This is a genomic window from Frigoribacterium sp. 9N (assembly GCF_902506305.1).
GTDB lineage: Bacteria > Actinomycetota > Actinomycetes > Actinomycetales > Microbacteriaceae > Frigoribacterium.
The window spans coordinates 65,321-91,316 of the sequence record NZ_LR733390.1 but is presented as its reverse complement, the minus strand read 5'-3'; the positions used below and the strand labels follow the sequence as shown (position 1 = coordinate 91,316).

Genomic DNA, 25,996 nt, shown 5'->3' with positions numbered 1-25,996 from the left:
CGAGTGGGGACGAGACGCCCCGAGTGACCTACTTCACCGCGATGTTCACCAGGCGCGGCGCCCGCACGATGACGTTGACGATCTGCTTGTCGCCGATCGCGCGCTGCACGGCCGCCGAGTCGCGGGCCATCGCCTCGAGCTCGTCGGAGGCGATCTTGGGCGACACCTCGAGCCGGTCGCGCACCTTGCCGTTGACCTGGACGACCGCGGTGACGCTCGTCTCGACGAGCAGCGTCGGGTCGGCCTTCCGCCAGCCGTACGTGGCGAGGGCACCGCCGTCGTAGCCGAGCTTCTCCCACATCTCGGAAGCCGTGTAGGGAGCGAACAGCGACAGCCCCAGCGCGACGGTCTCGGTCGCCTCGCGCACCGCCGGGTCGGACGCGCCGGGACCCGAGTCGATCGCCTTGCGGACGGCGTTGGTGAGCTCCATCAGGCGAGCGACGACGACGTTGTACTTGAACGCCTCGCTCAGCCCCGGGGCCTCGGCGAGGAACCGGTGGGTGACCCGGCGCAGGGCCTGGTCGCCGTCGGCCCACACCACGTCGCGCGAGCTGTCGACGTCGCTCGCGAGACGGAACGCCCGGGCCAGGAACTTGGCCGAACCGGCGGGCGAGACGTCGGCCCAGTCGATGTCGTCCTCGGGCGGGCCGGCGAAGGCCATCGTCAGGCGGATGGCGTCGACGCCGTGCTTCTCGATCTCGTCGGAGAGGCTGACGACGTTGCCCTTGCTCTTGCTCATCTTGGCGCCGTCCTGCAGCACCATGCCCTGGTTCAGCAGCGCGCTGAAGGGCTCGGTGAAGTCGACGTGGCCGAGGTCGAAGAGCACCTTGGTGATGAAGCGCGCGTAGAGCAGGTGCAGGATGGCGTGCTCGACGCCTCCGACGTACTGGTCGACCGGCGCCCACCTGCTGGCCTGGGCCGGGTCGAAGGCCCGGTCGGCGTCGGTGGGATCGAGGAACCGCAGGAAGTACCACGAGCTGTCGACGAAGGTGTCCATCGTGTCGGCGTCCCGACGCGCGGGCGACCCGTCGCGCGGGTCGGGCACGTTCACCCAGTCCTCGGCCGCGCCGAGCGGCGAGCTGCCCTTCGGCTTGAGGTCGAGGCCCTCGGTCGACGGCAGTCGGACCGGCAGCTCGTCGTAGGGCACCGGCACCTCGACGCCGTCGGCGCCGTGCACGATCGGGATGGGCGTGCCCCAGAAGCGCTGGCGCGAGATCAGCCAGTCGCGCAGACGGTACGTCTTGGCCGCCCCGCCGTCACCGGACGCCTCGAGCAGTTCGACGACGCGCTTGATCGCGTTCGACTTGCTGAGGCCGGTCAGGGCGCCCGAGTTCATCAGCCGGCCGTCGCCGGTCAGGGCCACGCCCGTCTCGCGGGGGTTCAGGTCGGGCAGGTCGTCCGGCAGGATCGCCTGGCCGTCCTCGTCGAGCTCGAGCTTGGGGATCACGCCCGTGACGGGCGCGTTCGTGTCGACCACGACGCGCACCGGGAGGTCGTACTTGCGGGCGAAGTCGAGGTCGCGCTGGTCGTGCGCGGGCACGGCCATGACCGCGCCGTGGCCGTAGTCGGCCAGCACGTAGTCGGCGGCCCAGACCGGCATCGGGTCGCCCGTGAGCGGGTTGACCGCCACCCGGCCGAGCGGCACGCCGGTCTTGGGGCGCTCGCTCGACTGGCGCTCGATCTCGGTCGCCTTCTGCACCTCGACGAGGTACTCGGCGAAGGTCGCCTTGACGTCGTCCGTCGCGTCGGCGACGAGTTCGGCCGCGAGGTCGGAGTCGGGTGCGACGACCATGAACGTCGCGCCGTAGAGGGTGTCGGGACGCGTGGTGAAGACCGTGACCTTCTCGTCACGGCCCTCGATGGCGAAGTGCACGTCCGCACCGATCGAGCGGCCGATCCAGTTGCGCTGCATGTTGAGCACCTTGGTCGGCCACCGGCCCTCGAGCTGGTTGAGGTCGTCGAGCAGGCGGTCGGCGTAGTCGGTGATCTTGAAGTACCACTGCGTCAGCTTCTTCTTGACCACGACGGCACCCGACCGGTCGCTGGTGCCGTCGGGCAGCACCTGCTCGTTGGCGAGCACGGTCTGGTCCACCGGGTCCCAGTTGACCCAGCTGTCTTTGCGGTACGCCAGGCCCTTCTTGTACATCTCGAGGAACAGCCACTGGTTCCACTTGTAGTACTCGGGATCGCTCGTATGCAGCACCCGGCTCCAGTCGAACGACGGGGCGTAGAGCTTCATGCTCTGCTTCTGCTGCGCGATGTTCGCGTAGGTCCACTCGCGGGGGTCGACGCCGCGCTTGATGGCCGCGTTCTCGGCGGGGAGCCCGAAGCTGTCCCAGCCGATCGGGTGCAGCACGTTGAAGCCCTGCTGGCGCCAGTAGCGCGTCACCATGTCGCCGAGGGCGTACTGCTCGGCGTGGCCCATGTGCAGGTCGCCCGAGGGGTAGGGGAACATGTCGAGGATGTACTTGCGCGGCCGCTTGTCGTCGGGGTCGACGACGAACGGCTGCTCGGCGTCCCACCGGGCCTGCCACTTCTCTTGCAGGCGGGCGACGTCGTACTCGCGTTCGGGCACGCCGTCGTGGGGCGGGATGGCCGAGGAGGCGTCGGTCGCGGTCGTGTCGTGCTCGTGTGCCACGGGGCTCTCATTCACTGCTGGCAGTCGGTGCGGTGGGGGCGGACCGTCCGTGCGAGGGCACGGCGACGTGCGCCGGGCTCGGCGATCCTCGCCAAGGCTACCGAACGGCACGCGCCGTCACGACATGCGGACCGGGGCCCCGTCGGCGGTACGGACGCCGAGCACGGCGAGCAGGGCCGCCGCCTTCAGCTCGACCTCGTCGCGTTCGTCGACCGGCACCGACGAGATGGTGATGCCGCCGCCCACCCCGACGCGAGCACCCGCCGGTCGCACGGGCCGTCCCGCACCCGCCGCCCGGGCCCCGTGCACGACGATCGAGCGGATGGTCATCGCCAGGCTCGCCGAGCCGTCGCGCCCGAGCCAGCCGGTCGCACCCGAGTAGATCCCCCGGGGCGCTCCTTCGAGGTCGGCGAGCAGTTCGACGGCCCGTCGCTTCGGGGCACCGGTCATCGACCCGGCGGGGAAGGCCGCCTCGACGACGTCGGCCGCGGTGCACCCCGCCCCGAGACGGGCCCGCACCGTGCTGACGAGCTGGTGGACGTGCTCGTACGAGTGCACGGCGAGCAGCTCGGACACCTCGACCGTGCCGAGCAGGGCCACCCGGGCGAGGTCGTTGCGGACCAGGTCGACGATCATGACGTTCTCGGCGCGCTCCTTCTCGCTCTCGACGAGCTCGCGCGCGAGCACCGTGTCGTCGGCGCCCGACCCGCGGCGTCGCGTGCCCTTGATCGGCGCCGACGACACCCGGCCGTCGGCCGTCACCTCGACGAACGACTCGGGCGACGCCCCGACGACGGCCACGTCGCCGATGCGCACGAACGACGCGTGCGGCGCCGGCGAGGACCGACGGAGGCGCGCGAAGGCCTCGAGCGCGTCCACCGGCCCCACGACGTCGACGGCCGTGGTCAGGCAGAGCTGGTACGCCTCGCCGGCCGCGATGGCCCGCCGACACCCCTCGATCAGGTCGAGGTACTCGTCGGGGCGGTGCCGCCAGCGGGCGATGGGCGGGGCGGCGCCCCCCGAGGAGGCGCGGGTCGGCCCGGGCACCGGAGGCTCGGGCGGCACGTCGGCCCAGGTCTCGACCAGGGAGGACGCCCACGGGTCGCCGGCCCGCGCGACGGCCTCGACCGAGCGTGCGGCGTGGTCGAAGACCAGGGCACGGTCGACGTCGAGCAGGGCGAGGTCGGCGGGGTCCCCGTCGGCGGCGACGGTGGAGGCGGTGGCTGCCCGCCGGTGCCCCTCGGTGGCGTCGCGGTCGAGCAGCCGGCAGCCGAAGCCGTAGCCGAGCCAGCCGGCCCAACCGAGGGGATGGCTGTCGGGCTCGACGTCGACCAGGTCGTCACGCACCGCCTGCCAGAGCCGGTCGGCGCCGCCGTCGCGGACGTCGCCCGTCCACGCCGGGCCGAACCCAACGACGGACCGGCCCCGAACGGCGCCCACCCCCGCGTCGCGCCAGACCACGTCGCCGGTCGCGGCCAGGTGCCGGACGACGGCCTCGGGGTCGCGCCACGGCAGGGAGGAACGGACGACCGCGGGACGCATACCCTTGATCCTATGAGCGGAGACCCGACCCGATGAGTGGCGAGCGGCCGGGTGGTGACGTGCTGCACGTCTGGCAGGGCGACGAGCTGGCGACGCGCGGGGGCGGAGGGGCGGCGGACGCCGACCCGCGCCTCCTCGTGGCGGACTCGTGGCTGGTCGACGACGGCTCGGTGCTGGCCCTCGACGTGCACCGCGACCGGTTCGCCGGGTCGGTCGCCGAGGTGCCCGGGGCGCCCGACGCGGACGAGGTGTCGGCGTTCTGGACGGCGGCCCTCGCGGTCCTCCCCCGGACGGGAGCCTGGTTCCCCCGCGTCGAGCTCGTCGCAGGCGACGGAGCCGAGGACGGCGACCGGGCACGGCTGCGGCTGCGCCTCCGTCCCGCTCCCCCGCGCCACCGCTCGGTCGTCCTCGCCACGGCCGACCGGGACCCCCGCACGCGACCGACGGTCAAGGGGCCCGACCTCGCCGCCCTCGGCTCGCTCGTCTCCGAGGCGCGGTCCCGAGGGGCCGACGAGGCCGTGCTGCTCTCGCCCGAGGGACACGTCGTCGAAGGCGCCTGGAGCTCGATCGTCTGGTGGCGCGGGGACGCCCTCTGCCTCCCGTCGGACGACCTGGCGCGCCTCCCGGGCGTCACGGTCCGCAGCCTGACGACGCTGGCCGCCGTCCTCGGCGTCGACGTGCTGCACGACCGCACCCGGCCGGACGAGCTCGACGGGTTCGAGGTCTGGGGCCTCGGCGCACTGCACGGCATCCGCATCGTCACCGGCTGGATCGACGGCCCGGCACCCGCCGAGGAGCCGGGGCGCCTGGCGCTCTGGCGCGGCCGACTCGACCGCCTGCGACGACCGGTCGACGGCTGACCCCCACCGGGCCGCGATCGGTGCCTCGACGCGTCAGGCGCCGGCCCCGTCGTCGGGCGTGACCTCGGACCCGACCTCGGAGCCCACCTCGACCTCGCCGAGGCGGCCCGCCTCGAGGCGCACGCGCCGCGTCACCAGCTCGGCCGGCACCTCGACGTGCGAGATCACGACGACCGTCGAGCCGTCGTCGCGGGCGGCGGTCAGGACGTCGTGCACGAGCCGACGGGAGGTCTCGGCGTCGAGTCCGGCCGTCGGCTCGTCGAGCACGAGCACCGGGAACCCCCGCAGGAGGGCACGCGCGAGCGAGATGCGCTGGGCCTGACCACCCGAGACGAGGACGCCGCGCTCGCCCACCGGTGCGTCGAGCCCGCCGCGCTCGGCGGCCCAGCGGCCCAGCCCGACGCGGTCCAGGACCGCGAGCAGGTCGTCGTCGGTGGCCGTGTCGCGGGCGAAGAGCAGGTTCTGCCGCAGGGACTCGTCGAAGAGGTAGGGCGTCTGCTCGATCAGGCCGACCGTGGCCCGGACGGCGGCCGGGGCGAGGATCGCCGTGTCGACTCCCCCGACCTCGTAGCGACCCGTGTGCTCGACGAAGCGGGCCAGCACCCACGCCAGCGTGGTCTTGCCGGCGCCGCTCGGCCCCTCGACCACGAGGCGGTCGCCGACGGCCACGTCGAGGTCGACGCCGCGGAGCGCGGGGCCCGCCGCCCCCGGCCAGGTCGCCGAGACTCCCCGCAGGCGAAGCGCGGGCACGGAGGCCGGCACGGCGGGCCCGTGGGCTCGGAGAGGGTCGGAGGCGGTGACGTCCGCCTCGCCGGACACGTGGTCGTCGTCGACGACGCCGGCCGGCACGTCGACCGGCACCGCCGAGTCGACGCGGTCACCGCTCGCCCGCACGCGACGCCAGGCCAGCACGGCCGTCGGGACGGCACCGACGACCTCGAAGACGGCGAGGGGCACGAGGGCGACCAGCGCGAAGGCGGGACCGGTCAGCCCGCCCGAGGCGACGTCGGGCGCCACGACGGGGATCGTCGCGAACACGGCGGCACCCGACAGCGCCGAGAGCACGGCGGCGACCACGCCCCCGGTCAGGGCCCGACGCGAGGAGGCGCGGCGCAGGTCGTCGTCGAGTCGAGCGACCCGGGCGAGCTGACGGTCCACCGCCTCGAACGCGACGAGCACGTCGAGGTTCTGCACGAGGTCGACGACGGCAGCCGAGAGCGCCCCCCGCCGGTCGGCGAGGGTGCGTTCACTGCGGCGGGCGAGCCGGTCCGCGGCGACGCAGCCGACGACGAACGCGATGACGAGTGCGCCTGCCAGGACGACCGCCGCCATCGGCGACACGAGGGCGACGCCGACCACCGCGACGACCGAGGTCAGGCCCGACACCACGAGCGGCTGCACGACCCGGAGGGGAAGGTCCTGCAGGGCGTCGACGTCACCGACGACGCGCGCCAGCAGGTCGCCGCGATCGGTGCGGCCGAGACCCGCCGGGGCCACGCGGATCAGTCGGCGGTAGAGCTCGGTGCGGACCACGGCCAGCTGACGGAAGGCCGCGTCGTGGCTCGACAGCCGTTCGAGGTAGCGGAAGACCGCGCGGGTCAGGGCGAACGCGCGGACGCCCACGACGGCGAGCGAGAGGTAGAGGATCGGCGGCTGCTCGGCGGCCCGCGTGATGAGGTACGCCGACGCCGCGAGCAAGGCCACCGCCGAGAGGGCGCTCAGCGACCCGAAGACCAGGCCGGGGGCGGCGCGGCGTCCGGCGGGCTGAGCCGTGCGGAGCAACGAGCGGGTCACGAGGGGCCTCCGATCGGGACGACGACGTCGGCCGCGTCGCTCACGGCGCGGCGGTGCGTGACGACGACCACGGCGACGCCCGTGGCCGCGATGCGACGGAGGCCCTCGACGACCCGGGCCTCGGTGACCCGGTCGAGGGCGGACGAGGGCTCGTCGACCAGCAGGAGGCGCGCCCCGACCCGGTCGAGCCGGTACAGCGCCCGGGCCACCGACACCCGCTGCGCCTGGCCGCCGGACAGTCCCTCGCCGCCGGCCCCGAGCACGAGCGCCGGGTCGAGGCCGGCCGCGCCGGCCAGGTCGAGGGCGCGGACGACGGCCTCGGTGTCGGGCCCGTCCTCGTCGCCGAGGCCGACGTTCTCGGCGACGGTGCCGGACGACAACTGGGCGGACTGGCCCGACCAGGCGATCTCGTGGCGGGCGGGCGCGCGGCCCGACGAGCGCCAGACGGCGCGTCCCTCGCACGGCTCGAGCCCCAGCACGGCGTCGAGCAGGGTGGACTTCCCGGCACCGCTCGGTCCGACGACCGCGGTGACGCGACCCGTCTCGGCGACGAAGGAGGTCTCGGCCAGCCGCACCGCCCCTCCTCGGCCGACCGACACCCGGTCGACGACGAGCGCGTCGGCCTCGGTGAGGGCCGCGGCCGGATCGGCGTCGGTCGTCGCCCGGGACGACCGGGGCGTGACGTCGCCGTCCTCGTCGTCCAGCAGCTCGAAGACGTCGTCCGCCGCCGCGACCCCGTCGGCCGCGGCGTGGTAGTTGGCTCCGACCTGGCGCAGGGGCAGGTAGGCCTCGGGGGTGAGCAACAGCACGAACAGCCCGGCGGTCAGCCCCAGCGACCCCTCGACGAGCCGGATGCCGATGGACACGGCGACGAGTGCGACGGACAGCGACGCCGCGAGCTCGAGCACGAAGCCGCTGAGGAACGACACGCGCAGCACCGTGACCGTCTCGACCCGGTAGTCGTCGGTGATGCGACCGATCCGCTCGACCTGGCGCCGCTCGCGACCGAAGGCCTTGAGCGTCGACGCCCCGCCCACGGCGTCGGCGAACGACGAGGCGAGGCGCGTCAGGCGGTCCCACTGCCGGGTCTGGGCGGCCCGCGTGGTCCACCCGATCAGGACCATGAAGACGGGGATCAACGGCAGGGTCAGCACGACGATCAGGGCCGACAACCAGTCGTGGAGCGCCATGACGACGATCAGCAGCGGCGTCGCCAGGGCCGTCAGCACCAGCTGCGGCAGGTAGCGCGCGAAGTACTCGTCGAGGGCGTCGAGCCCGGGGCCGACGAGCGTCGCGACGCGCGCCGAGGAGTGGCGGTCGACCCAGGCGCGCCCCCGGTCGGCGACCGCGCGGACGACCCGGGCCCGCAGCTGGCTCTTGACCTGCGCCGCGGCCCGCGCGGCCGTCACCTCGAGGGCCCAGGCGACGAGCGATCGTGCCGCCACCGAGACTCCGAGCCCCAGCAGGGTGGTCGAGAGACCGGAGACGCGCCCGTCGACGACCTGGACCACGGCCGTCGTGGTGAACCAGGCCACGGCGACGATCGCGAGGGTCTGCGCGAGGCCGAGCACGGCACCGAGCCCCAGGAACACCCGGGCGGCGGAGGCGTAGCGCAGGAGGCGCGGGTCGAGCGGCTTCACGGACGTCGCCTCAGTGCGCGGCCGGGATGGTCGCCCGGGTGATCCGCTTGCGGAAGATCCAGTAGGTGAAGCCCTGGTAGCCGAGGATGAGCGGGACGAAGACGAGGGCCACCCAGCTCATGATCGTCAGGGTGTAGGTCGAGCTCGACGCGTTGGCGATCGTGAGACCGTTCGCCGGATCGTTGCTCGCCGGCATCACCCAGGGGAAGAGCGCGGCGAACAGGCTCGACACCGCCAGGGCGATCGTGAGGGCCATGAGGCCGAAGGACCGGCCCTCGCGACCGCGCAGGTTCGCGACGAACGAGGCGATCAGGCTGACGGCGGCCCCGGCCGAGAGGACCACCGAGGCGAGGGTCCCGTGCATCAGCGAGGTCAGGACCAGGAAGGACGCCGCGACGACGATCGTCACGAGCCCCGCGCGGGTGGCCAGGCGCCGGGCCCGGTCACGGATCGCCCCCTCGGTCTTGAGCGTGACGAACACGACGCCGTGCGTGAAGAAGAGCAGCAGGGTCGTGAGACCGCCCAGCAGGGCGTAGGGGTTCAACAGGTCGACCAACGTCCCGGTGTAGTTGTGCCCCTCGTCGAGCGGCACGCCCTGCACGACGTTAGCGAACACCAGCCCCCAGACGAACGCCGGCACGGCCGAGCCGACGACGATCATGAGGTCGAAGCGGCGCTTCCACGAGGACTCGGGACGCTGGTGGCGGTACTCGAACGAGACGCCCCGCGCGATCAGGGCCAGCAGGATGAGCAGCATCAGGAGGTAGAAGCCGCTGAACAGCGTGGCGTACCACTCGGGGAAGGCCGCGAACAGGAACGCACCGGCGACGATGACCCAGGTCTCGTTGAGGTCCCAGACCGGACCGATGGTGTTGATCAGCACGCGCCGGTCGGTGTCGTCGCGACCGAGGAAGGGCAGGGACATGCCGACCCCGAAGTCGAAGCCGTCGAGCACGAAGTAGCCGACGAAGAAGAACCCGAGGATCACGAACCAGAGGGTGGGGAGGTCCATGGTCAGAGCCTTTCTCGCATCGGTTCGGTGGGGGTGGTGGGCATCAGTAGACCGTCGCCTCGTGGCGGATCTCGCCCGACACGGGGTCGGGCTCGGGGGCGTCGGCCGGACCCTTCTGGGCGGCCCTGACGATGAGCTTGAACTCGACGACCGCGAGCGTGCCGTAGATCAGCGTGAAGGCGACGAGCGAGATGAGCACCGTCAGGCCGGTGACGCCCGGCGAGACGCCGTCCTCGGTCTTCAGCAGCCCGAAGACGAGCCAGGGCTGTCGACCCATCTCGGTGAAGACCCAGCCGACGATCATGGCGAGGAGGGGCATCGGGTAGCTGAAGACCGCGGCCCGCCAGACCCACCTGTTCTGCGGCAGGCGTCCTTTGCGGGTGATCCAGAGGCCGACGAGCGAGACGAGCACGCTGACCATGCCGAGGCCCATCATCCAGCGGAAGGACCAGTAGGTGACCCAGATGATCGGGGTGTAGTCCCCCGGACCGTAGAGCTGCACGTACTGCGCCTGGAGGTCGTTGATGCCCTCGACCGTGCCGTCGAAGGTGTGCGTCGACAGGAACGACAGCAGGTACGGCACCCGGATGCTGAAGAGCTCGTGCACCCCGTCGGGCGTGCCCAGGGTGAAGATCGAGAACGAGGCGTCGGCGCCGGTGCTGGTCTTGTACAGGGCCTCCGCGGCCGCCATCTTCATCGGCTGGGTCTCGACCATGGCGAGACCCAGCTGGTCGCCCGTGATGAAGGTGAGCGCGCCGGCGGCCACCATCGTCCAGAGACCGAACCGCAGGGCCGGTCGCATCGTCTCGAGGTGCTGGTTGCGCGAGAGGTGCCAGGCGGCGACGGCGACGATGACCGCGGCCGAGACCATGAAGCAGGCGAAGATCGTGTGCGGGAACGCGGCGAGGGCGACCTTGTTGGTCAGCACCTCCCAGATGCTCGTGAGCTCGGCCCGCCCCTTCTCCTCGTTGATGTCGTAGCCGACCGGGTTCTGCATGAAGGCGTTCGCGGCGATGATGAAGTACGCCGAGAGGATGCTGCCGACCGTCGCACCCCAGATGCTCAGCAGGTGGAGCTTCGGCGGCACCTTGTCCCAGCCGAAGATCCAGATGCCGATGAAGGTCGCCTCGAGGAAGAACGCGAGCAGGCCCTCGAGCGCGAGCGGGGCGCCGAACACGTCGCCGACGAACCGCGAGTAGTCGGACCAGTTCATGCCGAACTGGAACTCCTGGACGATGCCGGTCACGACGCCCATGGCGAAGTTGATCAGGAAGATCTTGCCGAAGAACTGGGTCAGCTGCAGGTAGTGGACGCGGCCGGTGCGCACCCAGGCCGTCTGGAAGACCGCCACCGTGAAGGCCATGCCGATCGTGAGGGGCACGAACAGGAAGTGGTAGATCGTGGTGAGCCCGAACTGCCAGCGGGACAACAGCAGCGGGTCGAGCAGCTCGTTCATCGGGATGTGCCTTCTCCCTCGGATGGTGGTGGTGGTCGTGCGTCGCTCCGTCGGGACGTGTCGAGCCTAGATCCGGAGATGAACGACACCTGTCGTTTAGGGCACCCGGGCGCCGTGCACTCGCTGTGAATAGGCTCGGGCGGGTGAACGACGTGCTGACGACCCTGCTCGACCTGGTGCAGTCCGTCGATCCCGTGCTGAGGACGGTGCTGGCCGGCATCGCCATGGTGCTCGAGACGTCGGTGCTGCTCGGCCTGATCGTGCCGGGCGACACGGTGGCGATCGTGTCGGCCACGGCGGTGGGGTCACCCTTCGAGTTCGGTGCGCTCGTGGTCGCCCTCGTCCTCGGCGCCCTGGTGGGCGAGAGCATCGGGTTCGCCCTCGGCCGGTTCTTCGGACCGAGGATCCGCGCGAGCGCGCTCGGACGACGCCTCGGCGAGGCGAACTGGGTCCGGGCCGAGAACTACCTCGCGCGACGGGGCGGCATCGCCGTCTTCGTCTCGAGGTTCCTGCCGGTTCTGCACTCGCTCATCCCGTTGACGGTGGGCACGAGCCCCATGCGCTACCGGACGTTCCTCACCTGGACGGCCCCCGCCTGCCTCCTCTGGGCCCTCGCCTACGTCTCCGTCGGCGCGGCGGCCGCGGGCGGCTACCGCGAGCTGGCGGACCGACTGCACCAGGCCGGGTACGTCTTCGTCGGCATCATCGTCGCGTTCGTCCTGCTGGTCGTCGTCGTGAAGAAGGTCCTGCACCACCGCGAGGAGCGCCACATGACACGCCCCGACGGGGACGCGGGCGACGGGACGTCCTGACCCGCGCCTCCTCGGGGTCGCCCTCCGGGCGGGGCCCGGACGACGGAGAGCCCCGTTCCGCGGACGGAACGGGGCTCTCGACGAGGGGGCCTAGCTGTCGAGCAGGCCCTTCTCGGTCAGGTAGTCCTTGGCGATGGTGGCCGAGGACTCCTTGTCGGTCTGGCTCTTCGAGTTGAGCTTCTGCAGGTCGGAGGCGCTCAGGACCTCGTCGACGCTGTCGATGACGTCCTGCGCGTCGGAGTCGACCTTGTCGGACACGATCGGCACCACGTTCTGCGGCAGGATCATGTTCTCGGGGTCTTCCAGGGTGACGAGGTCGTTCTCGGCGATCAACGGGCTGGCCGTGTAGATGTCGGCCAGCTGGACGCTGCCGTCGGTCAGGGCCTTGACCGTCAACGGGCCACCGCCGTCGTCGATCGGCGTCGAGGTGACGTCGACACCGTAGATGCTCTTCAACCCGGGAGGGCCGTAGGGACGTTCGGCGTTCTCGGGCGGAGCACCCAACGTCAGCGTGCCGGAGTAGTCCTTGAGGTCGGCCAGGCTCGTGATGTCGTTGTCCTCGGAGAACTCCTTCGTCACGTTGTAGCTGTCCTGGTCGGACGCAGCAGCGGCCTTCAGCGCGGTCAGACCGGAGGGCAACGCGGCGGCGAGGGCCGTCTCGACCTCTTCAGGCGACTTGGCGGTCTCGTCTTTGTCGTAGTACTGCAACAGGTTGCCGGTGTACTCGGGGAAGACGTCGATCTTGCCGGACTCGAGCTCGGGCAGGTAGACCTCGCGCTGACCGATCTGGTACTGACGGTCGACCGTATAGCCCTTGGCCTCGAGGGCCTGGGCGTACAGCTCGGCGATGATCTCGTTCGAGTAGTACTGCTGCGAGCCGATGACGAGCGTGTCGCCGTCGCTCGACGCCGACGAGTCGCCGGAGCTCAGCGGGTCGCTCGACGCGCACCCTGCCAGGGCCACCATGGCCCCGATCGCGACCGCGCCGAGAACGGTGAGCCGGCCTTTCTTGTTCGCTGTGATCACTGTGTGCCTTTCGTGAGGGGTGTTGCCGTGACCGCCCCGGGCCGGACGGCCCTGGAGCGGATGTCGGTGGGGCGCCCGGCCGTGACCCCGGCGGGGACGACGAGGCGCTGGACGATCGAGAAGAGGATCTCGAGGACGACCGCGAGGGCGATGACGAGGATGGAGCCCGCCAGCATCTTCGGGTAGTCGTTCGCCCGGAGGCCCGTGATGATGTAGCTGCCGAGACCGCCCGCGCCGACGAAGGTGGCGAGGGTCGCCGTCGCGACGACCTGGAGGACGGCGGACCGGATGCCGCCGATCAACAGGGGCAGGCCGAGGGGCATCTCGACCTTGGTCATGATCTGCCACTCGGTCATGCCGACGGCCCGTGCGGCGTCGACGGTCTTGCGGTCGACGGCCTCGAACCCCGAGTAGGCACCGGCGAGCACCGACGGGATCGCCAGGATGACGAACGAGATGATCGGCGCGGTGAGGCCGATGCCGACGGACAGGGCGATCAGGGTGATGACGCCGAAGGAGGGCAGGGCACGCGCGCCGCCCGAGATCGAGACGGCGATCGAGCGACCACGGCCGGTGTGTCCGATGAGGTACCCGACGGGAACGGCGATCACCGAGGCGATCACCACCGAGAGGGCGCTGTACCAGAGGTGCTGGCCCAGCCTCGTGGGGATGCCGTCGGCACCCGTCCAGTGGATCGGGTCCGCGAGCCAGGCGAACGCCTCGACGAAGAAGTTCACGGCAGCACGACCTTCTGGCGGGCCGGGACGGGAGCGACGGGCTTGATCTTGGCGTCCTTGCGGCTCCAGGGCATGAGGACCCGCCCGAGGAGCACGAGCAGGAAGTCCAGCACGAGGGCCATGACGATGGTGAGCACGATCCCCGCCACGATCTCGGCGGTGATGTCGCGCTGGAAGCCGTCGATGAAGAGGAGTCCCAGACCGTTGACGCCGAGCACCCCTCCGACCGTGGCGAGGCTGACCGTGCTCACCACGACGACCCGCAGACCGGCGAGCATGACCGGACCCGCCAGGGGGAACTCGACCCTCCAGAACCGTTGCCAGGACGAGTAGCCCACGGCCGTCGCCGACTGCGTGACGTCGGCCTCGACGGCGGCGAGGGCGTCGGCCACCGATCGGACCATGAGGGCGATGCCGTAGAGGGTGAGGCCGATGACGATGTTGACGGGACTCCGCAGCGAGGTGCCGAAGACCACCGGCAGGGCGATGAGGAGGGGCAAGGACGGAATCGCGTAGAACAGACCGGCGACCGTGAGTATCCCCCTCGACACCCGGTACCGGTTCGCGAACCAGCCGATGGGCAGCGAGATGACGAACGCCAGGATGACCGGCGGCACGCTCAGGCCGAGGTGCACGATCGTCTTGTCGAGGATGTAGTCGCTGTTGGACCAGATCCAGTTCACGACGCCTGCCCACCTCGGACCGACTCGGTCAGCACCCCGGCGGTGCGTCCGTCGCCGTCCACCACCACCTGCCCGGTCGGCGTCTGCTCGACGTGGAGGGCACGCTTGCCCCGGTTGGCTCCGATGAACTCGGCGACGAAGTCGGTCGCGGGTGCCGAGAGGATCTCGGAGGGGCTGCCCTGCTGGGCGATCTGGCCGCCCTTCTCGAGGATCACGACCTGGTCGCCGAGGTAGAAGGCCTCGTCGATGTCGTGCGTGACGAAGACGACGGTCTTGTCGAGTTCGCGCTGCAACCGGATGAGCTCTTGCTGCAGGTCGGACCGGACGAGCGGATCGACGGCACCGAAGGGCTCGTCCATGAGCAGGATGTTCGGGTCGACGGCGAGGCCACGGGCCACGCCGACGCGCTGTTGCTGCCCTCCGGACAGCTGGCTCGGGTAGCGCTGGGCCAGGTCACGGTCGAGACCGACGGTGTCCATGAGCTCGAGGGCGCGGTCGCGGGCGACCTTCTTCGACGTGCCCTTGAGGACGGGGACGGTCGCGATGTTGTCGACGACCTTGCGATGCGGAAGGAGGCCGGAGTTCTGCATGACGTAGCCGATGCTGCGGCGGAGCCCGACGGGCTCGAGGTCGCCGATCGACTTGCCGTCGATCTCGATGACACCGGAGGTCGGGTCGACCATGCGGTTGATCATCCGCAGGATCGTCGTCTTGCCGCAGCCGCTCGACCCGACGAAGACCGTGGTCTTCCGGGACGGGATCACCAGGCTGAAGTCGTCCACCGCCAGGGTGCCGTCGGGGTACTGCTTCGTCACGGAACGGAACTCGATCATGGGTGGCTCATTCCTCGTGGGCAGCACGAATCGACACTTGCCAGGGCGTTCACCCAACCACAGATCCCGACGAAGCGTCACCGACCCCGCCGGGGCCCCCGACGCCGGCCGTCACGCGGCCGACGAGGTCAGTGCGCGCCGACGAGGGGCTCGAGGTAGCCCGTCAGGACCGTGCGGCACTGGTCGACGAAGCGGCCGTCGCCCTCGGCGTCGTCGATGAAGGCGCGCGCCAGCAGGGCGTTGGCGATCTCGACCGCCACCTGGAGGCCCAGCTCGAGCTCGTCGGTGCGCGGCACCGAGCAGTGGTCGACGAGCACGGCGAGCAGCTGCTCGGCCAGGGGGCTCGTGTACTGGCGCGTCTCGGGCGTGCGCACGTCGGGTGCGTCGCCGAAGCGGATGGCCCGGAAACCGGGCTCGCTGCGGTACATCTCGGCCTTGGCGTCGACGAACAGGTCGACGGCACGACGCCAGTCGGTGACGGCGTCGTCGGACACGGCCTCGTCGACCCGGACGGTCAGACGCTGGACGGAACGCAGGGCGAGCGCGTCGACGACGGCGATGCGGTCGGGGAAGTAGCGGTAGACCGTGCCGATCGAGGCGCCCGCCCGCTCGGCGACCATGGCCGTCGTCAGACGCTCGTAGCCGATCTCGTCGATGATGGCCGCGGCCGCGTCGAGCAGCCCGGTGAGCCGCGCGGAACTGCGAGCCTGGACCGGCTCGTTCCTCAGCAGCGGTGAACCCCCGGGCAGTGCGTCATTGACGTCGGTGACGAGCAACGTTTCTCCGTTTCGTGGCGATGCCTCGACGGGGTCGGGCACGGTGCGATGACGTCGGAAGGGGGACCGAGGTGGCGGTCACCGGATGTCGGCGGCTGCCACCAGAATGGATCGCATGTGCGGACGATTCGTGATGGCACGCGCCTCGAGCGACCTGGTGGCCCTGTTCGACGTCGATGTATCAGGAGACACTCTCCCAGAGCCTTCCTGGAATATCGCTCCGACCCGGCCGGTGAGTCTGCTCGTCGACGCGGCTCCTCGGGGCGAGGACGCCGGCGGCCCGCCGGTCCGACGGCTCGCCGCGGCGCGGTGGGGTCTCGTGCCCGGTGGCTCGGCAGGGCCCGACTCCGGTCCCCCGCTGTTCAACGCACGGTCCGAGTCGGTCGCCGAGAAGCCGTCGTTCCGCGACGCCGTGGTCTCGCGCCGCGGCCTGGTCCCGGCCACGGGGTGGTACGAGTGGCAGACCCTGCCCGACGGCTCGAAGCGCCCCGTCCTCGTGCGGCTGCCCGACGACGAGGTGGTGCTGTTCGGCGCGCTCTACGAGTGGTGGCGAGACCCGTCGGCCGAGGTGGGCGCCCCGTCTCGGTGGCTGTTGTCGACGACCGTGTTGACCCGCGCCTCCTCGGGTCCGGTGTCCGAGGTGCACGACCGCATGCCGGTGCTCGTCGGCACCGACGTCATGGACGACTGGCTCGACCCCGAGACCGAGGGCGACGACGACCTGGTGCAGGGCATCGCCGGCCTCAGCGACGAGATCGCCGCGCGCCTGCTGCACCACGAGGTCGGCCCCGAGGTCGGCTCGTCGTCGGTCGACCACCCCGGTCTGCTGGCCCCCGTCGGCTGATCCGGTCCGCCGGCGGTCCGTCCGTCCGTCCGACGACCCATCGTGCGAGACTGACCGGATGCCCGACACCCGCAAGGCACCGCCCGCCGCCGTCGAGCCCTTCCTCCACCGAGCGGCCCGCATCGAGAACTCGGTCCACCGCTTCCGCGAGAAGCGGGCCCGACGCCGCGGCCTCCTGCCCACCGTCGTGCCGTACACCGGCTACGGCGCTCCCGGATGGGCGCGGGTGCTGTCCCGCGTCCTGCTCACCCGGACGGGCACGCTGTCGGGCGTGGACCGCCTCAACGTCCGGGGGTGGCGCAGCTTCACCAGCGTGCCTGTCGAGAAGGCCCTGGTCGAGGTCTCGCTCGGCGGTCGCGTCCAACGCGTCCAGGCCGACCGCGGTGGCGTGCTCGACGCCCGCATCGCCGTCGACCTCGAACCCGGCTGGCACGTCGCGACCCTGAGCACCGAGGGGTCCGTGCCGGTCGAGGCACCGATCTTCGTCATCGATCCGGAGGCGCGGTTCGGCATCGTCTCGGACATCGACGACACCGTGATGGTCACCTCGTTGCCCCGGCCGCTGCTCGCGGCCTGGAACACCTTCGTGCTCAACGAGCACGCCCGGCGCCCGGTGCCCGGCATGGCCGTGCTCTACGAGCGCCTGAACGCGGCGAACCCCGGGTGCCCCGTCATCTACCTCTCGACGGGCGCCTGGAACGTGGCGCCGACGCTGTCCCGCTTCCTGTCCCGCAACCTGTACCCGAGCGGCGCACTCCTGTTGACCGACTGGGGCCCCACCCACGACCGGATCTTCCGCAGCGGTCGCCTGCACAAACAGGAGTCCCTGCGCCGCCTCGCCGACGAGTTCCCCGAGCTCAAGTGGCTGCTCGTCGGCGACGACGGGCAGCACGACGAAGAGCTGTACGGCACGTTCCTGCACGACCACCCCGAGAACGTGGCCGCCGTGGCGATCCGTCAGCTGTCGCCGAGCGAGGCCGTGCTGGCCGGTGGACGGTCGCGGTCGGAACACGCCGAGGGCAGCGACGTCGTCTGGGTGTCGGCACCCGACGGCGCCGGCCTGTGGGAACAACTCCTCGACAACGGCGTGATCGACTGACCCTGGTAGCTCGTGGTGATCCTGTGATAGTGGGATAGTCCTGTTTTGTAGGTCGACATGGCTGCTATCGTGGATCATCCCGAGATTGGAGCATCGTGTTCGACGACGACCAGGCCGCACGAGTGCCGGTGCCCCCGCTCGTGTCGACGGACGAGCGTGAACGCCAGGTCGGCGAGCAGGTCCGTCGCCTGCGGCTCGACCGGGGACTCGACCAACTCGAACTCGCCCGACGGGCCGACCTGTCCCCCAGCACGGTGCAGTCCCTCGAGGCCGGCCGCGGCAGCACGTTGCGCACGCTCGTCCGCGTCCTGCGGGCCCTCGGTGCCGACGACGTCCTCGGGGGCATCGCCCCGGCGAGCGCCGTCAGCCCGCTCGACGTGCTGCGGTCGGCGGGCGACGAGCCACGACGTCGGGTGTATCGCCCGCGGGGCGGACGATCGCCGGGCGGCGACTCGTGAGCTGGGTCCCGGTCCGTGCGGTCGAGGTGACGGCGTGGGGTCTCCGGGTGGGGGCCGTGGCGCTCGACCCGGGGATCGGGGCGTACGTCTTCGAGTACTACCCGGACTGGGTGGCGCGCCGCATCGAGTTGGCGCCACTGACGATGCCGGTGCGTACGCGGCGGCACGTCTTCCCGCAGTTGCCCGAGGCGACGTTCCATCGCCTGCCCGCCGTGCTGGCGGACGCGATGCCGGACGACTTCGGCAATGCGGTGATCGACGCCTGGTTGGTGCGCCAGGGGGTGTCACGGCAGCAGGTGAGCCCGCTCGACCGGTTGGCGTACATGGCGGACCGGGCCATGGGGGCGTTGGAGTTCCGGCCGGCGCGGGGACCGCGTCAGCGGACGACGAGCGCGGTCGAACTGAGTGCGCTCGTCGAGGGGGCACGCAGCGTGCTGGACGCCAGCTTCGGCGACGACCGCGAGGCGGAGTCGGCGATCAGGTCGTTGATCCAGGTGGGGACGTCGGCGGGTGGGGCGCGGGCGAAGGCGGTGGTCGCGTGGAACCGTGGCACGGGCGAGATCCGGTCGGGCCAGGTGGCGGCGCCGGACGGGTTCGAGCACTGGTTGATCAAGCTGGACGGGGTGGGCCCGGACTCCGAGCTCGGGTCGGGAGGTCTCGCCGGACGGGTCGAGTACGCGTATTCGCTGATGGCGGGGGCGGCGGGGATCGACATGGCCGAGTGCCGGTTGCTCGACGAGAACGGACGGTCGCACTTCATGACGCGTCGGTTCGACCGCCGGGCCGAGGGCAAGGCCCACGTCCTGACGCTGTGCGGGGCGGCCCATCTCGACTTCCGGCAGCGACAGGCCCACGACTACGGGCAGCTGTTCGACGCCGTCCGTCGGATGGGGTCGGGCGACGAGGCGATGGCGCAGGCGTTCCGCCGGATGGTCTTCAACGTGCTGGCGGCCAACAACGACGACCACACGAAGAACTCGTCGTTCCTGTTGGCGGGGCCCGAGGCGTCGTGGGGGCTGTCGCCCGCGTACGACGTGACGTTCGCGCACAACCCGACCGGGCGGTGGACGTACCAGCACCTCATGGGGGTGGACGGCGTCTTCCGTGACGTCTCGCGGGCCGACGTGATGCGCCTGGCGGATCGTTTCCTGGTGCGGGACGCATCGGGCATCGTCGACGAGGTGCGCGACGCGGTGGGGCGGTGGCGGTCGTTCGCCGACGAGGCCGGCCTGCCCCGCGAGGCGGTCGTCCACGTCGAGGAGGCGCTGCCCGGCTGGTGAGGACGCCGGCGCCTCGGCACCCGGGCCTCGGCCCCGCACCGGGGGGGTGGCCGATGTCGGTGGGGGTTCGTAGACTCCGTTCGAACACACATTCGAACGAGAGGTCGGCAGATGAGGGTGGACGAGAAGGTCCCGGTCGAGACGACCGCCGACGGGGCGCCCCTGCGCTTCGAGTGGCGGGGGGTCGTGTACGGCGTCGTCAGTTCGCCCGAGCTCTGGGTCACTCGGACCGACTGGTGGCGATCGGCGACCCGGGCACCACGCGGGGCGAGCGCGCACCTGCTCGAGATGACGGTCTGGCGGGTCGACGCCGTGCCGCTCACGGACGGCGCCCACCGGGTCGACGGCACCTTCGACCTGGCGCTCGACGGCCGAGGCGACTCGTGGTTGCTGCTCGGGGTGTTCGACGACCGGGTCGAGCAGCAGCTGTTCGCCTGACCCGGGGCATCCGTCGGACGACGATGGCGGTGAGCCGTGCGACGTCGGGAATTCCCCCCGTGCCACACTCGTTGACGCACCAGGCGCCCTGCGCCCCGGGGACGCCGTGGTCCCGCACCACCCGCCTCCCCGACCGAAGAGAGCCTCCCGATGAATCCGTTGCTGTGGTTGTTCGACGCGCAGGTGCACATCGGCGACCAGACGATCCTCTGGCGCGAGGTGGTGGGCAACGTCTTCGGCCTGCTCAGCGCCCTCGGCGGCATGAGGCGCAAGGTCTGGGCCTGGCCGATCGGCATCGTGGGCAACGCGCTGCTGTTCACCGTCTTCCTCGGCGCGGTGTTCGACACCCCCAACCCGGTGAACCTGCTCGGGCAGGCCGCACGCCAGGTGATGTTCATCGTGGTGTCGATCTACGGCTGGTACCGCTGGAAGCACGCCGACGACGCCGGCGGTGCGGCCGTCGAGCCCCGCTGGGCGGGGTGGAAGAACCGGGTGCTGATCGTCGTCGTCCTCGTCGGCGGCACCGCCGCGTTGACCCCCCTGTTCCGCCTGCTGGGGTCGTACGAACCCGTGTGGGCCGACGCCTGGATCTTCACCGGGTCGCTCCTCGCCACCTACGGCATGGCCAAGGGGTGGGTCGAGTTCTGGTTGATCTGGGTCGCGGTCGACCTCGTCGGCACTCCCCTGTTGTTCAGCGCCGGCTACTACGCGTCGGCGTTCATGTACGTCTTCTACGGCGCCTTCACGCTCGCGGGGTTCGTCGTCTGGGCTCGCACCCGGCGGCAGAAGCCCAAGGTCGAGACGCTCTGGCCCGATCCGACGCTGCAACGCTGATCCCGGCTCCGGGGCGCGCTGGTTTGATGAGCGCATGCCCCTGCCCATCGAGAACTACGCACTGATCGGCGACCTGCACACCGGAGGCCTCGTCGGCTCCGACGGCAGCATCGACTGGCTCTGCCTCCCCCGCTTCGACTCCGCGTCGACCTTCGGTGCCCTGCTCGGCGACCACGACGCCGGACGCTGGCTCGTGGCCCCCTCCGACGCCGCCGCCACCTCGACCCGGCGATACGTCGACGACACCTTCGTGCTCGTCACCCGCTGGACGACGCCCACCGGCGTGGTCGAGGTCACCGACCTCATGCCCTACGGCGACCGGCGGGCCGACGTCGTCCGCCGGGTGACCGGGGTCTCGGGCACCGTCTCGATGCACGTGGACCTCGCGATCCGGTTCGGCTACGGGACGGCCCTCCCCTGGGTGCGGCAGATCCCCGAGGGCGACGAGACGGCCCTGGTCGCCACGGCCGGGCCCGACGCCGTCGTGGTCCGCGGCCCCCGGCTGACCGCCACCGACCACACGCACGAGGCGACGTTCGACGTCTCCCCCGGCGAGACGATCGACCTCAGCCTCACCTGGTACCCGTCCCACCGCGAACCGCCGGCGCCCCTCGACGTGCCGGCCGGCATCGACGAGACCGTCGCCTGGTGGCAGGAGTGGGCCTCACGCTGCTCGGCCCCCGAGGCCTACGCCCCCGAGGTGCACCGATCGCTCCTGATCCTCCGAGCCCTCACCAACGAGGACACCGGAGGCATCGTCGCCGCGGCGACCACGAGCCTGCCCGAACGGTTCGGCGGCTCGCGCAACTGGGACTACCGCTACGTCTGGCTGCGTGACGCGTCGATGACGCTGCAGGCTCTCATCCTGCACGGATACGCCGAGGAGGCCGACCGGTGGCGCGGCTGGCTGCTGCGTGCCATCGCCGGGGACCCCGCCGACGTGCAGATCATGTACGGCCTGGCCGGCGAGCGGTACCTGCACGAGAGCGAACTCGGGCATCTGCCCGGCTACGACGGGGCCTCACCGGTGCGCATCGGGAACGCCGCGTACCAGCAGTACCAGGGCGACATCTTCGGAGAGGTGATGGTGGCCCTGCACGAAGCCCGCCTGCTCGGCGTCGAGGAGAGCGAGTACTCGTGGCCCCTGCAGCGTGCCCTCATGCAGTACGTCGAGGACAACTGGACCCGGCCCGACAACGGCATCTGGGAGATCCGCGGCGAGTTGCAGCACTTCACCCACTCGAGGGTGATGATCTGGGCCGCTCTGGACCGGGCCATCAAGGGCATCGAGCAGTTCGGCCTCGACGGCCCCGTCGACCGGTGGCGCCGGCTGCGTGACGAGGTGCGCACCGAGATCGAGACCCGCGGCTGGAACGCCGACCGCGCCTCCTTCACCCAGCACTACGGCACGACCGAGGTCGACGCGTCCCTGCTGCAGCTGCCGCAGGTCGGCTTCGTCGCCGCCGACGACCCCCGGATGCTCGGCACCGTCGCCGCCATCGAGCACGATCTGCTGCAGGACGGCCTGCTCATGCGTTACCGCACCGAGAGCGGCATCGACGGCCTGGACGGTACGGAGAACCCGTTCTTGACCTGCTCGTTCTGGCTGGCCGAGCAGTACGCCGCCTCGGGGCGCGTCGACGACGCCGTCGCCCTGATGGACCGGCTGGTCGGCTACTGCAACGACGTCGGGATGCTCTCGGAGGAGATCGAGGTCGCGACGGGGCGCCACGTGGGCAACACCCCGCAGGCGTTGTCGCACCTGGCGCTGGTGCGCGCGGCCGACGCGATCGGGAAGGCGCACGACCGCGGGTGACCCGACCCGCGCCTCCTCGGCTGCCGGACGCGACGACGGCCGCCCTGCTCGGGAGAGCGGGGCGGCCGTCGAGGTCTGCTGGTCAGGAGTGCGCGACCAGGATCAGGCGGGCCAGTCCGACGGACCGGTCGACCCGGCGGCGTAGGTGTCGAGCGGCACCTGGTCGGCCTTCCAGGCCTCGATCACGGGAGCGACGATCGCCCAGCAGCGCTCGGCCACGTCGCCGCGGATCGAGAGCGTCGGGTCGTCGTGGAAGATGCCGCTGAGCACCTCGCCGTAGGGCGTGAGCTCGGGCTTGCCCAGGGTGACCGACATCGTCGACTTCTCGAGGTCGAAGGGGTTGCCCGAGCCGTTCGTGGTGACGCCGAGCTCCATCGTCTCGGGGCTGATCTCGATGCGGAGCGTGTCGGGCGTCGACGAGCCGTTGAGGCCCTCGGGAAGCGCGGGGACCGGCTTGAAGGTGATGAGCACCTCTTTGCGGATCTTGGTCATGCCCTTGCCCGACCGCAGGATGAACGGCACGCCCGCCCAGCGACGGGTCTTGACCTCGAACTCGACCTCGGCGAGGGTCTCGGTCTGGCGCTCGTTGTCGACGCCGTCCTCGTCGGCGTAGGCGGGGACGTCCTTGCCGTCGATCGTGCCGGCCGCGTACTGGGCGCGACGGCTCGAGGCGACCGGGTCGGCGTCCTTGACCCAGGTCGCGCGCAGGACGCGGGCGATCTCGCTGCGCAGCTCGACCGAGTCGATGCTCGACGGGGCGTCCATAGCGATGACGGCGAGCACCTGCAGCAGGTGGCTCTGGATCATGTCGATCAGTGCGCCGGCCTTGTCGTAGTACTGGGCGCGACCCTCGAGGCCGAGGACCTCGTCGTAGAAGATCTCGACCTTCTCGATGTTCTCGCTGTTCCAGACCGGCTCGAAGAGGCGGTTGGCGAAGCGCAGGCCGATCATGTTGAGGACCGTCGCGCGACCGAGGAAGTGGTCGGTGCGGTGGATGCGCTCCTCGGGGACGATCTTGAGGAGTTCGGCGTTGAGCTCGCGGGCGCTCTCTTCGTCCGAGCCGAACGGCTTCTCGAGGGCGAGGCGCAGGCCGTCGGGCAGGTCGATCTCGGCGAGCGCCTGGATGACCTTGGTGCTGATGGCGGGCGGCAGGGCGAAGTACATGACCGGCGTGCCCTCGCTGGCCTCGAAAAGGGCCTTCAGGTGCTCGACCGTGGTCGGGTCGCCCTGGATGTACCGGCTCGACGCCAGCGTCTTCTTGGCGAGGTCGCTGCCGGCGTCGCCGTTGAAGGCGGTCTTCACGACGTCGTCCCACTCTTCGGGGCTGCGCTCGCTGCGGCCGGTGCCGATGAGCTGGACGTCGACGCCGCGGTCGCTCTTGAGCAGGCTCGCGAGGCCGGGGAGCAGCAGACGCTCGGTGAGGTCTCCGCTGGCTCCGAGGATGATGAGGGTGGTGGTGTCTGTCACAGTGCAGCTTTCGTGGGAGGGCGACGATCGTGTCGTCGCTGGTCGATCAGGCGGCGGGGGTTCTCGGGGCCACGGGTGTCAACGCACAGGGGGGACGGACATTCCCGTCGACCGCCCCGGCCGCGGAGGGCACGGGTCGCGTCTCGGCGCCGGTGCCCGGTCAACCGTACTGCTCCCGGAGGGCGAGCGCCGTATCGGGGTCAGCGACCGGCGTCGGCCTCGCCGTCCTGCACGGTGTCGTGCGGGGCGGTGTCGCGGGGTGCGCTGTCGTCGTCGACCGGCCCCGTGCTGTCGGTGCCGCCCACCCGGCCGCCGGTGTCGTCGTCGCCGGCCGTGCGCCCCTCCTCGGCGGCGTCGTCCTCGGGGCGGGGCGCGGTGGTGTCGTCGGGGTCGAGCGCGGCGATGATGCGTCCGAGCGAGACGGCGATCGAGACGCCGCCGCTCGTGTCCGTGGTCGGGCGGTCCCGGTGGCGGTCGACGGCGTCCCAGAGGTCGGCGACGCGTCGCCGGGCGTCGGTGAAGGCGTCGACGTCGTCGGCCCCGTGGCGTCGGATGACGGTGGCGACGCCGTGCACGGCGTGGGCGACGTCGGGCGCGAGGTCGTCGGGCATGCCGATCTGCCGGCCGATCCGGCGACCGAGGATGCCCGAGACCTCGGCGACGTCCTGCAGGTGGAACGAGACGCGCTCGTACGTGGCGAGATCCGCGTACTCCTGGCCGAGGTCGCGGCGGCGGAGCAACCACCGCGGGTTCATGCGACGGGACTCGTCCGCGTACGCGACGGTCTCGCGGACGCGGCGGAGGGTGCTCGGCAGGACGCCCACGCGACGCTCCCATTCGTCGTCCTCGAGGGGCCAGGGGGTCTCGAACACGCCTGCGACCTCGTCGGCCCGGTCGGCCAGCGAGTCCTTCACCCGGAGGAGGCGCTCCTCGGCACGCGAGGCGTAGAGCGGCGGCACGAGCACCAGGTTGACGATGACGCCGACGACGACGCCGACCCCGATCTGCACGATGTAGCCCAGCGAGTAGGCCTCGGCGTTCGCGCCGCCGAGCAGCAGCACGAACAGCCCGGCCGTGAGCACCCAGTCGCGACCGGCGCCGAGCCAGCGGATGCCGGCCACGAGCACGCCGACCCCGACGACGAGCGCCACCGCCAACACGCCGGGCCGACCGTCCTGCAGCGAGAAGACCGCCGTGGCGAGGGCGATGCCGACGACCACGCCGACCAGCACCTGGAACCCCTGTCGCAGCGAGCTCTTGATGGTCGGGTACATCGCGATCACGGCGCCGAGCGGCGCGTAGTACGGGTAGTCGGCGGCGACGCCGGGCACCTGCGGCGCGATCCAGTAGGCGAGGGCGGCGGCGAGCGCCGTCTTCACGGCGAGCAGGAGGCGCGGTTGGGCCAGCAGGACGCGGGTCCAGTGGGTCGCGGTGCGGGCGTCGCGACGCAGGGCGGACCGTCGATCGGGCGAGGCGGGGCCTCGATCGGTCGGGGTGGGGCGTCGATCGGACATGCCCCGATGATGACAGGCCGTGGGACCCGAGGGACGGGCCACGGGGTGCGACGGCCGATCGGAGCGACGTACACTGGTCGAACACCTGTTCGAACGACCCGGCCGGGGGTTCAGCAGCCCGAGGTACCGACCATGAGCTTCACCCACCTGCGCGTCGCGTCGGCGTTCAGTGCCCACCACGGCACGGCGCACCCGAAGGCGCTCGTCGACGCCGCCGTCGCGGCGGGTGCCGACGCGGCGGCGATCACCGACCGGGACGGGCTGTACGGGGCGATCCGGCACGTCGGGGCCTGCCGGACGGCGGGCGTCGACCCGATCGTCGGGGTCGAGCTGGGCTGCCGGGACGACCGCGAGGGGTTCGTGGACGGTGGTGCCGACGGCGGCGGGGCCGTCGGCGGGGTCGACCGCATCGTGGTGCTGGCGCACGGGGCGCGGGG

The 25,996-nt window shown here is 71.4% G+C and carries 23 protein-coding genes; 10 read left to right on the top strand and 13 right to left on the bottom strand.

The genetic code is table 11. The features are described 5' to 3' along the window. Positions 1-28: 28 nt before the first annotated feature. Together leuS and ARTHRO9V_RS00400 are read right to left on the bottom strand one after the other, a co-directional pair. Positions 29-2,575, bottom strand: a complete 2,547-nt coding sequence (gene leuS / locus ARTHRO9V_RS00405; RefSeq protein WP_370516151.1) for a leucine--tRNA ligase — start codon at positions 2,573-2,575, stop codon at positions 29-31. 180 nt (positions 2,576-2,755) lie between these two features. Next, the gene (locus ARTHRO9V_RS00400) at positions 2,756-4,180 is read right to left on the bottom strand and encodes an anthranilate synthase component I family protein (protein WP_123570191.1); all 1,425 of its coding nucleotides are present in this window, start codon (positions 4,178-4,180) and stop codon (positions 2,756-2,758) included. Between the two features lie 32 nt (positions 4,181-4,212). Here ARTHRO9V_RS00400 and ARTHRO9V_RS00395 point away from each other — a divergent pair, with 32 nt between their 5' ends. Continuing rightward, entirely contained in the window at positions 4,213-5,040 is an 828-nt protein-coding gene (locus tag ARTHRO9V_RS00395; protein ID WP_123570192.1) for an aminotransferase class IV, read from the top strand. Positions 5,041-5,073: 33 nt separating this feature from the next. Here the strand turns inward: ARTHRO9V_RS00395 and cydC are convergent, their stop codons facing one another. From cydC to ARTHRO9V_RS00375, 4 genes are read right to left on the bottom strand one after another with little or no spacing between them, the layout of a single operon-like run. Then, positions 5,074-6,834 carry a thiol reductant ABC exporter subunit CydC gene (gene cydC, locus ARTHRO9V_RS00390; protein WP_159824826.1) on the bottom strand — a complete coding sequence of 587 codons (1,761 nt, stop codon included), beginning with the start codon at positions 6,832-6,834 and terminating at the stop codon, positions 5,074-5,076. After that, on the bottom strand, positions 6,831-8,474 hold the full coding sequence (gene cydD, locus ARTHRO9V_RS00385) for a thiol reductant ABC exporter subunit CydD (RefSeq protein WP_123570194.1): 1,644 nt from the start codon (positions 8,472-8,474) through the stop codon (positions 6,831-6,833). Before cydD ends, cydC begins: the two co-directional genes overlap by 4 nt. 10 nt (positions 8,475-8,484) lie before the next feature. Continuing rightward, positions 8,485-9,486: a cytochrome d ubiquinol oxidase subunit II gene (gene cydB, locus ARTHRO9V_RS00380; RefSeq protein ID WP_056045711.1), complete on the bottom strand. Its 1,002-nt coding sequence runs from the start codon at positions 9,484-9,486 to the stop codon at positions 8,485-8,487. Positions 9,487-9,529: 43 nt separating this feature from the next. Beyond that, positions 9,530-10,942: a cytochrome ubiquinol oxidase subunit I gene (locus tag ARTHRO9V_RS00375; RefSeq protein WP_123570195.1), complete on the bottom strand. Its 1,413-nt coding sequence runs from the start codon at positions 10,940-10,942 to the stop codon at positions 9,530-9,532. Positions 10,943-11,085: 143 nt separating this feature from the next. Here ARTHRO9V_RS00375 and ARTHRO9V_RS00370 point away from each other — a divergent pair, with 143 nt between their 5' ends. Then, a complete protein-coding gene (locus ARTHRO9V_RS00370) occupies positions 11,086-11,754 on the top strand; it encodes a DedA family protein (RefSeq protein WP_123570196.1) in 669 nt (222 codons plus the stop codon). A gap of 90 nt (positions 11,755-11,844) precedes the next feature. Here ARTHRO9V_RS00370 and ARTHRO9V_RS00365 read toward each other — a convergent pair whose 3' ends face one another. The 5 genes from ARTHRO9V_RS00365 to ARTHRO9V_RS00345 all read right to left on the bottom strand — a co-directional run bounded on the left by ARTHRO9V_RS00365 (position 11,845) and on the right by ARTHRO9V_RS00345 (position 15,809). After that, complete coding sequence (locus tag ARTHRO9V_RS00365; RefSeq protein WP_233568333.1) at positions 11,845-12,780, bottom strand: ABC transporter substrate-binding protein; 936 nt, start codon at positions 12,778-12,780, stop codon at positions 11,845-11,847. Further along, positions 12,777-13,517, bottom strand: coding sequence for an ABC transporter permease (locus ARTHRO9V_RS00360; protein WP_056045720.1), 741 nt, complete (start codon positions 13,515-13,517; stop codon positions 12,777-12,779). Before ARTHRO9V_RS00360 ends, ARTHRO9V_RS00365 begins: the two co-directional genes overlap by 4 nt. Beyond that, complete coding sequence (locus ARTHRO9V_RS00355; protein WP_123570197.1) at positions 13,514-14,200, bottom strand: ABC transporter permease; 687 nt, start codon at positions 14,198-14,200, stop codon at positions 13,514-13,516. The genes ARTHRO9V_RS00360 and ARTHRO9V_RS00355 overlap by 4 nt, the downstream gene beginning before the upstream one ends. After that, positions 14,197-15,033 (bottom strand): ABC transporter ATP-binding protein, encoded by an 837-nt coding sequence (locus ARTHRO9V_RS00350; RefSeq protein WP_159824824.1) that lies wholly within the window; start codon positions 15,031-15,033, stop codon positions 14,197-14,199. The genes ARTHRO9V_RS00355 and ARTHRO9V_RS00350 overlap by 4 nt, the downstream gene beginning before the upstream one ends. A 128-nt stretch (positions 15,034-15,161) precedes the next feature. Then, complete coding sequence (locus ARTHRO9V_RS00345) at positions 15,162-15,809, bottom strand: TetR/AcrR family transcriptional regulator (RefSeq protein WP_056045731.1); 648 nt, start codon at positions 15,807-15,809, stop codon at positions 15,162-15,164. 85 nt (positions 15,810-15,894) lie between these two features. Here ARTHRO9V_RS00345 and ARTHRO9V_RS00340 point away from each other — a divergent pair, with 85 nt between their 5' ends. The 7 genes from ARTHRO9V_RS00340 to ARTHRO9V_RS00310 all read left to right on the top strand — a co-directional run bounded on the left by ARTHRO9V_RS00340 (position 15,895) and on the right by ARTHRO9V_RS00310 (position 22,578). Then, positions 15,895-16,653, top strand: a complete 759-nt coding sequence (locus tag ARTHRO9V_RS00340) for an SOS response-associated peptidase (protein WP_082460251.1) — start codon at positions 15,895-15,897, stop codon at positions 16,651-16,653. 58 nt (positions 16,654-16,711) lie between these two features. Beyond that, entirely contained in the window at positions 16,712-17,752 is a 1,041-nt protein-coding gene (locus ARTHRO9V_RS00335) for an App1 family protein (protein WP_056045734.1), read from the top strand. Between the two features lie 95 nt (positions 17,753-17,847). Continuing rightward, complete coding sequence (locus tag ARTHRO9V_RS00330) at positions 17,848-18,210, top strand: helix-turn-helix domain-containing protein (RefSeq protein WP_056045735.1); 363 nt, start codon at positions 17,848-17,850, stop codon at positions 18,208-18,210. Beyond that, positions 18,207-19,490, top strand: a complete 1,284-nt coding sequence (locus tag ARTHRO9V_RS00325; protein ID WP_159824820.1) for a type II toxin-antitoxin system HipA family toxin — start codon at positions 18,207-18,209, stop codon at positions 19,488-19,490. The genes ARTHRO9V_RS00330 and ARTHRO9V_RS00325 overlap by 4 nt, the downstream gene beginning before the upstream one ends. 111 nt (positions 19,491-19,601) lie before the next feature. Next, on the top strand, positions 19,602-19,928 hold the full coding sequence (locus ARTHRO9V_RS00320; protein ID WP_055972315.1) for a DUF6504 family protein: 327 nt from the start codon (positions 19,602-19,604) through the stop codon (positions 19,926-19,928). Between the two features lie 150 nt (positions 19,929-20,078). Next, entirely contained in the window at positions 20,079-20,762 is a 684-nt protein-coding gene (gene pnuC / locus ARTHRO9V_RS00315; protein ID WP_159824818.1) for a nicotinamide riboside transporter PnuC, read from the top strand. Positions 20,763-20,796: 34 nt separating this feature from the next. Then, a complete protein-coding gene (locus ARTHRO9V_RS00310; RefSeq protein WP_159824816.1) occupies positions 20,797-22,578 on the top strand; it encodes a glycoside hydrolase family 15 protein in 1,782 nt (593 codons plus the stop codon). 102 nt (positions 22,579-22,680) lie between these two features. Here ARTHRO9V_RS00310 and ARTHRO9V_RS00305 read toward each other — a convergent pair whose 3' ends face one another. Both ARTHRO9V_RS00305 and ARTHRO9V_RS00300 read right to left on the bottom strand, forming a co-directional pair. Next, the gene (locus ARTHRO9V_RS00305) at positions 22,681-24,045 is read right to left on the bottom strand and encodes a glucose-6-phosphate dehydrogenase (protein ID WP_056045748.1); all 1,365 of its coding nucleotides are present in this window, start codon (positions 24,043-24,045) and stop codon (positions 22,681-22,683) included. A gap of 200 nt (positions 24,046-24,245) precedes the next feature. Further along, complete coding sequence (locus ARTHRO9V_RS00300) at positions 24,246-25,559, bottom strand: aromatic acid exporter family protein (protein WP_159824814.1); 1,314 nt, start codon at positions 25,557-25,559, stop codon at positions 24,246-24,248. A 132-nt stretch (positions 25,560-25,691) separates the two neighbouring features. On the opposite strand from ARTHRO9V_RS00300, the gene ARTHRO9V_RS00295 reads away from it, so the two are divergent. Further along, positions 25,692-25,996, top strand: a 305-nt coding sequence (locus ARTHRO9V_RS00295) for a PHP domain-containing protein (RefSeq protein ID WP_159824812.1), incomplete at its 3' end; no start/stop codon positions are given.

Excerpts from the sequence above, each read along its gene's own strand:
- ARTHRO9V_RS00320 (WP_055972315.1), top strand. The coding sequence starts at position 19,602 with ATGAGGGTGGACGAGAAGGTCCCGGTCGAGACGACCGCCGACGGGGCG.
- ARTHRO9V_RS00395 (WP_123570192.1), top strand. The coding sequence starts at position 4,213 with ATGAGTGGCGAGCGGCCGGGTGGTGACGTGCTGCACGTCTGGCAGGGC.
- ARTHRO9V_RS00375 (WP_123570195.1), bottom strand. The coding sequence starts at position 10,942 with ATGAACGAGCTGCTCGACCCGCTGCTGTTGTCCCGCTGGCAGTTCGGG.
- ARTHRO9V_RS00310 (WP_159824816.1), top strand. The coding sequence starts at position 20,797 with ATGCCCCTGCCCATCGAGAACTACGCACTGATCGGCGACCTGCACACC.
- ARTHRO9V_RS00400 (WP_123570191.1), bottom strand. The coding sequence starts at position 4,180 with ATGCGTCCCGCGGTCGTCCGTTCCTCCCTGCCGTGGCGCGACCCCGAG.
- ARTHRO9V_RS00300 (WP_159824814.1), bottom strand. The coding sequence starts at position 25,559 with ATGTCCGATCGACGCCCCACCCCGACCGATCGAGGCCCCGCCTCGCCC.
- ARTHRO9V_RS00340 (WP_082460251.1), top strand. The coding sequence starts at position 15,895 with ATGTCGGCGGCTGCCACCAGAATGGATCGCATGTGCGGACGATTCGTG.
- cydB (WP_056045711.1), bottom strand. The coding sequence starts at position 9,486 with ATGGACCTCCCCACCCTCTGGTTCGTGATCCTCGGGTTCTTCTTCGTC.
- ARTHRO9V_RS00335 (WP_056045734.1), top strand. The coding sequence starts at position 16,712 with ATGCCCGACACCCGCAAGGCACCGCCCGCCGCCGTCGAGCCCTTCCTC.
- pnuC (WP_159824818.1), top strand. The coding sequence starts at position 20,079 with ATGAATCCGTTGCTGTGGTTGTTCGACGCGCAGGTGCACATCGGCGAC.
- ARTHRO9V_RS00350 (WP_159824824.1), bottom strand. The coding sequence starts at position 15,033 with ATGATCGAGTTCCGTTCCGTGACGAAGCAGTACCCCGACGGCACCCTG.